This is a genomic window from Streptomyces sp. APSN-46.1 (assembly GCF_022815725.1).
Taxonomy (GTDB): Bacteria; Actinomycetota; Actinomycetes; order Streptomycetales; family Streptomycetaceae; genus Streptomyces.
The window spans coordinates 375,564-387,818 of the sequence record NZ_JALGRF010000001.1 but is presented as its reverse complement, the minus strand read 5'-3'; the positions used below and the strand labels follow the sequence as shown (position 1 = coordinate 387,818).

10 protein-coding genes are annotated in these 12,255 nt (G+C 71.0%); 6 read left to right on the top strand and 4 right to left on the bottom strand.

Going from position 1 to position 12,255, the window contains the following annotated elements; genetic code table 11:
• Positions 1–70 precede the first annotated feature (70 nt).
• From MTF65_RS01745 to MTF65_RS01720, 6 genes are all read left to right on the top strand, one after another.
• On the top strand, positions 71–1,573 hold the full coding sequence (locus MTF65_RS01745; protein ID WP_243626367.1) for a cellulase family glycosylhydrolase: 1,503 nt from the start codon (positions 71–73) through the stop codon (positions 1,571–1,573).
• A 15-nt stretch (positions 1,574–1,588) separates the two neighbouring features.
• On the top strand, positions 1,589–3,373 hold the full coding sequence (locus MTF65_RS01740; RefSeq protein ID WP_243626366.1) for a glycoside hydrolase family 6 protein: 1,785 nt from the start codon (positions 1,589–1,591) through the stop codon (positions 3,371–3,373).
• A gap of 294 nt (positions 3,374–3,667) precedes the next feature.
• Complete coding sequence (locus MTF65_RS01735; RefSeq protein ID WP_243626365.1) at positions 3,668–5,011, top strand: ABC transporter substrate-binding protein; 1,344 nt, start codon at positions 3,668–3,670, stop codon at positions 5,009–5,011.
• Positions 5,012–5,099: 88 nt separating this feature from the next.
• Positions 5,100–6,152, top strand: coding sequence for a carbohydrate ABC transporter permease (locus MTF65_RS01730; RefSeq protein ID WP_374207136.1), 1,053 nt, complete (start codon positions 5,100–5,102; stop codon positions 6,150–6,152).
• Positions 6,153–6,156: 4 nt separating this feature from the next.
• The gene (locus MTF65_RS01725) at positions 6,157–7,050 is read left to right on the top strand and encodes a carbohydrate ABC transporter permease (RefSeq protein ID WP_243626364.1); all 894 of its coding nucleotides are present in this window, start codon (positions 6,157–6,159) and stop codon (positions 7,048–7,050) included.
• Between the two features lie 73 nt (positions 7,051–7,123).
• Positions 7,124–8,566: a GH1 family beta-glucosidase gene (locus MTF65_RS01720; protein ID WP_243626363.1), complete on the top strand. Its 1,443-nt coding sequence runs from the start codon at positions 7,124–7,126 to the stop codon at positions 8,564–8,566.
• Positions 8,567–8,625: 59 nt separating this feature from the next.
• Here the strand turns inward: MTF65_RS01720 and dgoD are convergent, their stop codons facing one another.
• The 4 genes from dgoD to MTF65_RS01700 all read right to left on the bottom strand — a co-directional run bounded on the left by dgoD (position 8,626) and on the right by MTF65_RS01700 (position 12,244).
• Positions 8,626–9,771, bottom strand: coding sequence for a galactonate dehydratase (dgoD, locus tag MTF65_RS01715; RefSeq protein WP_243626362.1), 1,146 nt, complete (start codon positions 9,769–9,771; stop codon positions 8,626–8,628).
• On the bottom strand, positions 9,768–10,520 hold the full coding sequence (locus MTF65_RS01710; protein WP_243626361.1) for an SDR family NAD(P)-dependent oxidoreductase: 753 nt from the start codon (positions 10,518–10,520) through the stop codon (positions 9,768–9,770). Before MTF65_RS01710 ends, dgoD begins: the two co-directional genes overlap by 4 nt.
• Before the next feature lie 93 nt (positions 10,521–10,613).
• Entirely contained in the window at positions 10,614–11,609 is a 996-nt protein-coding gene (locus tag MTF65_RS01705) for a sugar kinase (protein ID WP_243626360.1), read from the bottom strand.
• Positions 11,606–12,244: a bifunctional 4-hydroxy-2-oxoglutarate aldolase/2-dehydro-3-deoxy-phosphogluconate aldolase gene (locus MTF65_RS01700; RefSeq protein WP_243626359.1), complete on the bottom strand. Its 639-nt coding sequence runs from the start codon at positions 12,242–12,244 to the stop codon at positions 11,606–11,608. The genes MTF65_RS01705 and MTF65_RS01700 overlap by 4 nt, the downstream gene beginning before the upstream one ends.
• Positions 12,245–12,255: the final 11 nt, after the last annotated feature.

The window sequence follows — 12,255 nt, the reverse complement described above, 5'->3', positions numbered from 1 at the left end:
CCCAACCAGTGGGAGCGATTCCGTCAGTCGGCGCGCCGTCAGTGCGCGTCCTCGCTGCAAGGAGTCGCTCATGCGACATCCCCCACGCCTGTCCGCCCTGTTCACGGGGGCAGCGCTCGTCATGGCGAGCTGTGCGTTCGCCGTCATGGGTACGGCCTCAGGAGCCGCGGCCGCACCCTTGTGCACGGTGGAGTACTCGGTCGTCGGCCAGTGGGCCGGCGGATTCCAGGGTGCGGTCACCGTCACCAACAACAGTTCCGCGCTGAACGGCTGGAGCCTCGGCTTCGGCTTTCCGGCAGGTCAGACCGTCAGTCAGGGCTGGGGCGCCAAGTGGTCCCAGGCCGGGGCGGCCGTCACGGCCGTGAACGAGGGCTGGAACGCCACGCTCGGCACCGGCGCGAGCGTAACGGCCGGCTTCATCGCCTCGTGGTCGGGCGCCAACACGGCACCCAGCACGTTCACGCTCAACGGAACGCCCTGCAACACCGACCCGGGACCGACGCCCACGCCCACACCGACACCGACGCCCACCGACCCGACCGATCCCCCCGACCCCGTCTCCGGGGCGCCCGTACTGAGCGTCACCGGCAACCGCCTCACCGACCAGAACGGCGCCACCCGCCGCCTCCTCGGCGTCAACCGCTCCGGGGCCGAGTTCATGTGCGTCCAGGGCCACGGCATCTTCGACGGCCCCGTCGACGACGCCTCGGTGCGCGCCATCGCCGACTGGGAGGCCAACACCGTCCGCATCCCCCTCAACGAGGAGTGCTGGCTCGGCCTCGACAACATCAAGCCCGAGTACCGGGGCACGAACTACGTCGAGGCCGTCAAGGGCCTCGTCGACCGGGTGCTCACCCACGGCATGACCCCGGTCGTCGAACTGCACTGGACGTACGGCCAGTACACCGGCAACTCCTCGGGCTGCGCCGACGTCCACGCCTCCTGCCAGAAGCCGATGCCGGACGCCCAGTACACCCCGGCGTTCTGGACCTCGGTGGCGAACACCTTCAAGAACGACCAGCGGATCGTCTTCGACCTGTTCAACGAGCCCTATCCGGACCGGGCGACCTCCACCACCGCGCAGGCGTGGACCTGCTGGCGCGACGGCGGCACATGCCCGGGCATCGGCTACGAGGTCGCCGGCATGCAGGACCTGGTGGACTCCGTCCGTGCGACCGGGGCCCGCAATCTCGTACTGGTCCCCGGTATCGCGTACTCCAACGACCTGAGCCAGTGGCTCGCGCACTCCCCCACCGACCCGACGGGCAATCTGGCCGCGGCCTGGCACGTCTACAACTTCAACACCTGTTCCACCGAGGCGTGTTGGGACGCCACCCTCGCCCCGGTCGCCGCCCGGGTCCCCCTGGTGGCGGGCGAGATCGGTGAGAACACCTGCGGACACGCGTTCGTCGACCGCGTCATGGCGTGGTTCGACGCCCGCACCCTCTCGTATCTCGGCTGGACCTGGAACACCTGGAACTGCAACTCCGGTCCGGCCCTGATCACCTCGTACGACGGCACCCCCACCTCATTCGGCATCGGGCTGCGCGACCACTTGCGCGCCCTGAACTGAAAGGCACCCCACGAAATGAGCCGCACAACCCCCCGCACGACCAGCCGCACGACCAGCCGCACGACCAGCCGTACAACCCGCCGCACCGCCCTGCTGGCGGCCATCGGCCTCGTCACGGCCGCCGGCGCCACCGCCACCGTGTTCGGCACCACCGCCGGTGCCGCCACCGCCGGCTGCAAGGTCGACTACCAGGTCACCAGCCAGTGGAACACCGGGTTCGGTGCCAATGTGACCGTGACCAACACCGGCGACCCGGTCGCCGCCTGGACCCTTGAGTGGTCCTACGGGGGCGACCAGAAGGTCACCCAGGGCTGGAACGCCACCATCACCCAATCCGGTGCGGCCGTGACCGCCAAGAACGTCTCCTACAACGGGTCGCTGGCCACGGGCGGTTCGACCTCCTTCGGCTTCAACGGCTCGTACAGCGGCACGAACTCCGTTCCCGCGACCTTCAAGCTCAACGGTGTCACCTGCAACGGTGCCACCGTGCCGACGGAGCCGCCGACCACTCCCCCGACGACACCGCCCACCACCCCGCCGCCGTCCGGCGGCAAGGCCGACAACCCGTACGCCGGCGCCAAGGTGTACGTGAACCCCGAGTGGTCCGCCAAGGCCGCCGCCGAACCCGGCGGCACCAAGGTGTCGAACCAGCCCACCGGAGTCTGGCTGGACCGCACCGCCGCCATCCAGGGCGTGAACGGCGGAATGGGTCTGCGCGCTCACCTCGACGCGGCCCTGACACAGAAGGGCAGCGGCGAGCTCGTCGTCCAGCTGGTCATCTACAACCTGCCGGGACGGGACTGCGCCGCGCTCGCCTCCAACGGCGAACTCGGCCCGACCGAGATCGGCCGCTACAAGACCGAGTACATCGACCCCATCGCCGCGATCCTCGCCGACCCCAAGTACGCCGGACTCAGGATCGTCACCACCGTCGAGATCGACTCGCTCCCCAACCTGGTCACCAACGTCTCCGGCCGCCCCACGGCCACCCCCAACTGCGACGTGATGAAGGCGAACGGCAACTACATCACGGGCGTCGGCTACGCACTGAACAAGCTCGGCTCCATCGCCAACGTCTACAACTACGTGGACGCCGGCCACCACGGCTGGCTCGGCTGGGACGACAACTTCGGCGCCTCCGCCGAACTCTTCAAGCAGGCCGCCACCGCCGAGGGCTCCACGCTCTCCAAGGTGCACGGCTTCATCGTCAACACCGCCAACTACAGCGCGCTGAAGGAAGACCACTTCAAGATCGAAGACTCCGTCAACGGCACATCCGTACGCCAGTCCAAGTGGGTCGACTGGAACCGGTACACGGACGAGCTGTCGTACGCCCAGGCCATGCGGGCCAAGCTGGTCTCCCTGGGCTTCGACGCGAACCTCGGCATGCTGATCGACACCTCCCGCAACGGCTGGGGCGGCACGGCCCGGCCGACCGGACCCGGCGCGCTGACGAACGTGGACACGTACGTCAACGGCGGCCGCTACGACCGGCGCATCCACCTCGGCAACTGGTGCAACCAGTCCGGCGCCGGGCTCGGCGAGAGGCCGCAGGCGGCACCGGCCGCGGGCATCGACGCGTACGTGTGGATCAAGCCCCCGGGCGAGTCGGACGGGGCGAGCAAGGAGATCCCCAACACCGAGGGCAAGGGCTTCGACCGGATGTGCGACCCGACCTACACCGGGAACGCCCGTAACGGCAACAGCATGTCGGGGTCCCTCCCGGACGCACCCCTGTCCGGCCAGTGGTTCTCGGCCCAGTTCCAGGAGCTCCTGAAGAACGCCCACCCGGCGCTGTGACGCACCGCCGGTGGAGCCGGCTGCGCCGCTAGCGGCCCGGAGCCGTACGGAACCTCTGGATTCCGTACGGCTCCGGGCCGTGTCGCGCTCAGGCGCCCCGGCGCCATGGCCGCCTTCAGAACCTGACGGGACTCGCCGGAAAGCGGGGGCGGGATGCGCGCCGAGCACCTTCTCATCAGGAATCCGCGTTCATCTCTTGACACTCGTACCCGACAGGCAGCAACCTTCCGGCAACGAGGTGGGAGCGCTCCCACGAGGGATGCACAACGACCTTCCTTGGACGAGGAGAGTGGAATGCGCACTTCCAGCAGCAGACGCGGACGCCGCACCGCGATCGCAGCGGTCGCCGTCGTCGCGACCGGTACGGCCTTGCTCACCGGCTGCGGCGGCGACAGCGACGACGGCGCGGGCGGCGGTGGCGGCGGCGAGAAGATCACGCTGCGGATCGGAACCTTCGGTTCCTTCGGCTACGACAACACGACCGGGGCCAAGCTCTACGCCGAGTACGAGCAGACCCACCCGGGCATCAAGATCGAAGAGTCGAACGTCGCCGACGGCCAGAAGTACTGGGACACGCTCAAGCTGCGCCTCTCCCGCGACAGCGGTCTCGCGGACATCCAGGCCCTGGAGGTGGGCTACATCGCGGAGGCGACCGGGCCTGCCATGGCGGACAAGTGGGCCGACCTCGGCACGACGGGCGGCGCCGACCTCGGCGCGTTCCTCGACTGGAAGGTCAAGCAGGCGACCACGGGCGACGGCAAGGTCATCGGCCTCGGCACGGACATCGGCCCGATGGCCATCTGCTACAACAAGGACTTGTTCGCCAAGGCCGGACTGCCGACCGATCGCACCGAGGTCGCCAAGCTCTGGGCAGGCGACTGGGCGAAGTTCATACAGACCGGCGAGACGTACAAGAAGAGCGCCCCGGCCGGAACCGCGTTCCACGACTCCGCCAGCGGTCTGTTCAACGCGGTCGTCTCCAGCGAGCAGGTGCAGTACGCCAATGCCAAGGGCGAGCTGGACTACGAGAACAGCCCCGGCGTGAAGAAGGCGTGGGACACCGCCGTGGCGGCGACGAAGGGCGAACTGACCGCGAAGCTGCGCCAGTTCGACGAGAAGGGCACCTGGAACGCAGCCTTCAAGAACTCGACGTTCGCCACGGTCGCCTGCCCGAGCTGGATGACGGGCATCATCAAGGAGCAGGCGGGCGCCGAGAACCAGGGGAAGTGGGACATCGCCGCGCCGCCCGTGGCCGGGAACTGGGGCGGCTCGTTCCTCGCCGTGCCGAAGTCGGGCAAGCACGCCAAGGAGGCGGCCGAGCTCGCCGCCTGGCTCACCGCTCCGGCGCAGCACGCCAAGGTCTTCGGTGTGAACGGCAACATCCCGTCCTCGAAGGACACGCTCAGCTCCCCGGCCGTTCAGGACGCCAAGCTGCCGTACTTCGGCGACACCCCGGTCGGCAGGATCTACTCCGAGGCCGCGGCCGGCATCACGCCCGCCCCGATCAGCCGCTGGGACGGCCAGGTGAAGACCTTCCTCACCGACAACGGCATCCTCGACATCGAGCAGCGCGGCACCGACCCGGCGAAGGCCTGGGAGAACGTCAAGAAGCTGGTCGACGACAAGATCGAGCAGTAGCGAGGGTCGCGCGCGGCCCGTCCCGCCCGCGGGCGGCGGGCCGTCACCGTCCGCACCACCGCACGCATCGACCTGGAAGGACGCCCCCGTGGCCACCTCCATACGGGTGACGGGTGGCGGCCCCCCGCCGCCCACCGAACCGCCCTCCGCACCGCCCTCCGCCCCCGGCTCCCGCAAGCACCCTTCCGGCCGCGGCGGCGGCCTGCGCAGCGTGCTCTACCGCCTGGACCTGAAGGCGATTCCGTACGTCTTCATCGCCCCCTTCTTCCTCACCTTCGCGGCCTTCGGCCTCTTCCCGCTGATCTACACGGGCTGGCTCTCGCTCCACCGGGTCGAGCTCGGCGGCAGCGCGCAGTGGAAGGGGCTGGAGAACTACGGCTCTCTGGCGACCAGCGAGTTCTTCTGGAACGCCCTCGGCAACACCTTCACCATCGGTGTGATCTCGACCGTTCCCCAGCTGCTGATGGCCCTCGGCCTGGCGCATCTGCTCAACTACAAACTCCGCGGCCGGGGGTTCTTCCGGGTCGCGGTCCTCGCCCCGTACGCCACCTCGATCGCGGCGGCGACGCTCGTCTTCGCCCAACTGTTCAACACCGACTACGGCCTGATCAACACGGTCCTGGGCTGGTCCGGCTTCGAGCCCGTCGCCTGGGAGTCCTCCAAATGGCCCTCGCAGATCGCGATTTCGACGATCGTGACGTGGCGCTGGACGGGCTACAACGCACTCATCTACCTGGCGGCGATGCAGGCTGTACCGCAGGACCTCTACGAGGCCGCGGCGCTGGACGGGGCATCGCGCTGGCGCCAGTTCCTCAGCGTCACCATCCCCTCCATCCGGCCGACGATCCTCTTCACGATCATCGTCTCCACCATCGGTGCCACCCAGCTCTTCGGCGAGCCGATGCTCTTCGGCGGCAGCGTCGGCATCAGCGGTGGCAGCGGCAACCAGTTCCAGACGCTGAGCCTGCTCATGTACGAGAAGGGGTGGGTGACCGGCGCGCTGGGCCAGGCCTCCGCCATCGCCTGGGTCATGCTGCTGCTCCTTCTGCTCATCGGCGGCGTCCATACGACGATCTCCCGCTCGAACCGCTCGAACCGTTCGAACGGCTCGAACCGCAAGCGCAAGAAGCCGGGGAGCTGACCTCATGGCCCGCACACTCGACACGACCACCGCTCCGGCGCCGCGCGTCAGGCTGCTTCGCCAGTCGGCAGGCCGTCAGCACCACGCGGGACCGCTGACCTACGTCCTGCTGGGCCTGGCCGCGCTGGTCTCGCTCTTCCCGCTGTACTGGAACCTCGTCGCCGCCTCCCACTCGGGCGAGCGCGTGGTCGAGGCCCCGGCCCCGCTGCTGCCCGGCCCCCGGCTCTTCGACAACCTCTCCTTCGCCTGGAACCAGGTCGACATGGGCGAGGCGCTGGTCAACACGACGATCGTGGCCGGGCTCGTGGCCCTGTCCACCGTCCTGTTCTCCACCCTGGCCGGCTTCGCCTTCGCCAAGCTGCCCTTCAAGGGCCGGGGCGCCCTGCTGGGGCTGGTGGTGGCGACCATGACGATCCCGCCGCAGCTCAGCGTGATCCCGCTCTATCAGATCATCACCGACCTCGGCTGGGTCGACCAGCTCCAGTCGGTCGTCCTGCCCTCGCTGGTCGCCGCCTTCGGTGTGTTCTTCATGCGGCAGTACCTCATCGAGGCACTGCCGGTGGAACTGGTGGAGGCGGCCCGGATGGACGGCGCGCACAGCCTGCGCATCATCTGGCACGTGGTGTTCCCGGTGGCCCGGCCCGCGATGGCGGTCCTCGGGATGCTCGTCTTCGTCCAGGCCTGGAACGACTTCTTCTGGCCGTTCATCGCGCTGACCCCCGACGGGAACCCAACCCTCCAGGTCGCCCTGGCCGGCCTCGGCGCGGGAAACCACACGGTCGACCAGGCCGTCGTACTGACCGGCGCGCTCATATCCACGCTGCCGCTGCTCCTGGTCTTCGCCGTGCTCGGCAAGCACATCGTCGGCGGCATCACGGCCGGCGCCGTCAAGAACTGAACGGCTCGTCCCCCTGTCCGTACCGCATCATCCGACACCACTTCATCCAAACTTGCGTTGGGAGCGCTCTCCTATGACCGCGTCCGAGACCCGGCCGCTCACCGCCGTCCGCTCTTTCCCGTCCGGCTTCCTGTGGGGCACGGCCACCGCCGCGTACCAGATCGAGGGCGCCGCCCGTGAGGGCGGCCGGACGCCGTCCATCTGGGACACCTTCTCGCACACCCCGGGCAAGGTCTTCGAAGGCCACACCGGCGATGTGGCGGTGGACCACTACCACCGGTTCCGCGACGACGTCCGGCTGATGTCCGAACTCGGCCTGGGCGCCTACCGGTTCTCCGTGTCCTGGTCCCGAGTCCAGCCGACCGGCCGGGGTCCTGCCGTCCAGCAGGGCCTGGACTTCTACCGTCGGCTCGTCGACGAACTGCTCGCCGCCGGCGTCGAGCCCGCCCTCACCCTCTACCACTGGGACCTGCCCCAGGACCTGGAGGACGCGGGTGGCTGGCCGCACCGCTCGACCGCCGAGCGGTTCGCCGAGTACGCGGGACTCGTCGCGGACGCCCTCGGAGACCGGGTGAAGCGCTGGATCACGCTCAACGAGCCCTGGTGCAGCGCCTTCCTCGGCTACGGCTCCGGGGTCCACGCCCCGGGCCGCACCAACCCGGTCGCCGCCCTGCGCGCCGCCCATCACCTCAACCTCGGTCACGGCCTCGCCGTCCAGGCCCTGCGGGCCGCGCTGCCCGGGGGCGGTCAGCTCGCGGTCTCGCTCAACCTCCACGAGGTGCGCCCCCTGACGCCCTCGCCCGAGGACCGGGAGGCGGCCCGCCGTATCGACGCCGTCGGGAACCGGGTCTGGCTCGGCCCGATGCTGGAGGGCGCCTACCCCGAGGATCTCTTCGCGGACACCGCGCACCTGACCGACTGGTCCTTCGTCCAGGACGGCGACACCGCCACGATCCACCAGCCCCTGGACCTGCTCGCCGTCAACTACTACACCCCGACGGTCGTCTCGCACGTCGCGAAGGGCGAGCAGAAGCCGCAGGACGACGGCCACGGCAACAGCGAGCACTCGCCCTGGCCCGGCGCTGACGACGTCGCCTTCCACCGGGCGCCGGGCGAACGCACGGCGATGGGCTGGCCGGTCGACCCGAGCGCGCTGTACGACCTGCTGACCCGGACCGCCGCCCGGTATCCCGGCCTGCCGCTCGTCATCAGCGAGAACGGTGCGGCGTACGAGGACGAGATCGGCCCGGACGGCACGGTCCACGACCCGGAGCGCGCCGCGTACGTCCACGCGCACCTCGACGCCGTGCACCGGGCGATCGCCGCCGGGGTGGACGTGCGCGGCTACTTCCTCTGGTCGCTGCTCGACAACTTCGAGTGGGCGTACGGCTACGCCAAGCGGTTCGGCGCGATCCACGTCGACTACGACACCCTGAAGCGCACACCCAAGTCGAGCGCGCACTGGTACGCGCGCGTGGCGCGGACGGGTGAGCTGCACGCCCCCGGCGACGTGTAGTCGGCTACGTGAGGGGACGGGGGGCGGGCTCTCGCGAGCCCGCCCCTGCTGTCCTTCTCCTACCACTCGGCGAGGGAGCCGTCGTCGCGGCGCCAGGCCGGGTTGCGCCAGCGGTGGCCGGTCTCGGCGGCCCGCTCGACCGCCTTCTCGTCGATCTCGATGCCGAGGCCCGGGCCGGTCGGCAGGGCGACGTGTCCGTCCTCGTACCGGAAGACCGAGGGGTCGACGAGGTAGTCGAGGAGGTCGGAACCGGTGTTGTAATGGATGCCGAGGCTCTGCTCCTGGATCAGCAGGTTGGGCGCGGCGAAGCCGACCTGGAGGCAGGCGGCGAGGGCGATCGGGCCCAGCGGGCAGTGCGGGGCGAGGGAGACGTCGTAGGCCTCGGCCATGGCCGCGATCCGGCGGACCTCCGAGATGCCGCCCGCGTGCGAGAGGTCCGGCTGGGCCACGGCGATCCCCTGCGCGAGGACCTTCTTGAAGTCCCAGCGGGAGTAGAGGCGTTCACCGGTGGCGATGGGGATGCTGGTGGAGCGGACGATGTCGCCGATGTGGTCGCTCATCTCGGGAACGACCGGCTCCTCGACGAAGAACGGCAGATACGGCTCCAGGAGCGGCAGGACCCGGCGGGCCATGGGGGCGGTGAGCCGGCCGTGGAAGTCGACCGCGATGTCGAAGCGGTCGCCGACGGCCTCGCGGACGGAGGCGACACGCTCCACGATGCCGTGCACGGACTCGGGGGTGTCGATGAGCCGCAGCTGCGCCGAGGCGTTCATCTTGACCGCGGTGAAGCCCTGCCCCTGGCGCTCCAGAGCCTCCTGGGCGACGTCGTCCGGCCGGTCGCCGCCGATCCAGCTGTACATGCGGGCGCGGTCACGGACGTTGCCGCCGAGGAGCTGCCACACGGGGACGCCGAGGGCCTTGCCGGTGATGTCCCAGAGGGCCTGGTCGATGCCGGCGACCGCGCTGGAGAGGACGGGGCCGCCGCGGTAGAAGCCGCCCTTGGTGAGGACCTGCCAGTGGTCCTCGATCCGCATCGGGTCCTTGCCGATCAGGTGGTCGGCCAGTTCGTCGACCGCCGCGGCGACGGTGTGGGCACGGCCCTCGACCACCGGCTCGCCCCAGCCGGTGATGCCCTCGTCCGTGTCGATGCGCAGGAAGCACCAGCGGGGTGCGACCAGGTACGTACGCAGGGCGGTGATCTTCACTTGGACTCCTTCTTCACGGTCCAGCCGCCGTCGACGACCAGGTTCGTTCCGGTGATGTAGCCGGCGTCGCCGGAGGCGAGGAAGGCGACGGCGGACGCCACCTCCTCGGGCCGGCCGAGCCGGCCCAGCGCGGTGGCGGCGGCGGAGAGCCGCCGCCCCTCCTCGTCCACGTCGTTCCACACGTCGGTGAGGATCGGGCCGGGGAGGACGGCGTTGAAACGGACGTCCGGCCCGTACTCGACGGCGAACTGGCGCACCAGGGCGCACATGCCGCCCTTGGCGGCGGCGTAGGCCGGATATCCGGGCAGGCCGAAGGCGGCGTGCACGCTGGAGGTGGCGACGACGCAGCCGCGCTCGGCGCGCAGGTCGTCGAGGAAGGTGCGGGTGGCGAGGTAGAGGGCACGCAGGTTGACGGCCATCTCCCGGTCCCAGGTGGCGACGGAGAGTTCGTGGGCGGCGGCGGGCGTGTGGGTGAAGGCGTTGCTGTGGAGGATGCTCACGGGGCCGAACCGGGCGTGGGCCTGCTCGCGCAGGGCGGTCCAGTCCGCCTCGGAGGAGACGTCGCAGTGTACGTAGACGGCTCGGCCGCCGTCGGCGCGGATGGCGGCCGCGACGGCCTCGCCGGGCTCGTCGGCGATGTCGGAGACGACGACGGCCGCGCCTTCGGCGGCGAGGCGTACGGCGCTGGCGGCGCCGATGCCCGAGGCCGCGCCGGTGACGACGGCCGTCTGTCCGGAGAAACGGTTCATGGGTGTTCCTGTGGGGGTCGGATCGGGTGCCCGGTCGGGCTTGGGCCGGGGACGGCCGGCCGACCGTCCCCGGGAGGTTCTCACCGAGACCGCTCAGCGGCTGACGTCCTCGGCGGCGAGCAGGCCGAGTTCGTCCCGGCGCGGCAATCCCTCCCAGTCGCCGGGGACGGAGACGGAGAAGGCTCCGCAAACGGCGGCGAGCCGGAGGCGTTCGGCCGTGGGAACACCGTCGAGGACTCCTGCGAGATACCCGGCGACAAAGGCGTCGCCCGCGCCGATGGGGTCCACGGCGGTGACGGGAATCGCCTGCTGGACGACGATCTCGTCGCCGATCGCCGCGAGCGCTCCCTCGGCGCCGAGTTTGAGGACGGCCTGCCCGGGGCCGAGCCGGGTGAGGGCCCGCGCCATGCGCTCCGGCTCGTCCTCCGCCACGAAGAGGGACGCCTCCCGCGGCCCGGCGAAGACGATGTCGGCGTACGGGAGGATGCCGGCGAGCACGGTCGCGGCCTCGCTCCGGCTCCACAGTCGGTCGCGGTGGTTGACGTCGAACGAGACCGTCACGCCGGCCGCGCGGGCGATCGTGAGCGCGCGCTCGACCGCGGCTCGGGCGGTGCCGCTCAGCGCCGGGGTGATGCCGGTGATGTGGAGCACCCGGGCCCCGGCGAACAGGTGCTCGTCCACGTCGTCGGGTGACAGCCGGGAACCGGCGGACCCGGCGCGGTAGTAGGTGACGCGGAGGCGGTCTGCGGTCCGGCGTTCGCGGAGCATCAGGCCGGTGGGGGCCTCCGGGTCCGTCCGGCCGCGCGAGACGTCGACGCCTTCGGCCCGCAGCCCGGCGAGGATCATGGCCCCCGCCGCGTCCTGTCCGACGCGACCCGTCCAGGCTGCTGTGTGCCCCAGGCGTCTGACGCCGATGGCCACGGTCGCCTCGGCGCCCGCGTACCCCAGGCGCAGGGCCGTTCGCGTGGCGAGCGGCCCTGGTTCGGTGGCGGCGACCACCGCCATGGCCTCGCCGAGGGTGACGAGGGCGGGGGTGGCGGGGGCGGCAGGGGCAGGGGCGGGGGCGGGGGCGGGGGCGGCGGGCGTCATCGGCCGATCCGGTGCAGGAGCGCGGCCGCGCGGTCGCTCAGGGCGGTGAGGTCGCCGCCTTCGCAGGCGTCGCCGGCCAGCGGACCGCCGATCCCGAGCGCGGCGGCGCCCGCGGCGAGGTAGGCGGGGGCGTCGGCGAGGCCGATGCCCCCGGTCGGGACCAGCGGGATGTCGGGGAGCGGGGCCCGTACCGCCCGGAGGTACTCCGGTCCGCCGGTGGCGGCGGGGAAGAGCTTCACCATGGTGGCGCCCGCCCGCCAGGCGGTGAGGATCTCGGTCGGGGAGTACGCGCCGGCGAGGACCGGGACCTCCAGCCGGGCCGCCTCGGCGATGACGTCGGTGCAGGTCGTCGGGGTGATCAGGTAGGCGGCTCCGGCCTCGACCGCCCGCTGGGCGTCGGCGGGCGTGGTCACCGTTCCGGCGCCCAGCGCGAGCCCCGGTGGGGCGTCGGCCGCGTACTCGCGCAGCGCGTCGAGTGCACCGGGCGTGGTGAGGGTGAATTCGGCGGCGCGGATTCCCGCGGTCCGCAGGGTGTCGGTCACTTCGGCGAAGCGCTCGGCGGACTGGGAGCGCAGGATCGCGATGACGGGGACGGCGTCCAGCGCGGCGCGCAGACCCGTGTGCGGGGTGGTCATGGTCGGTGCTT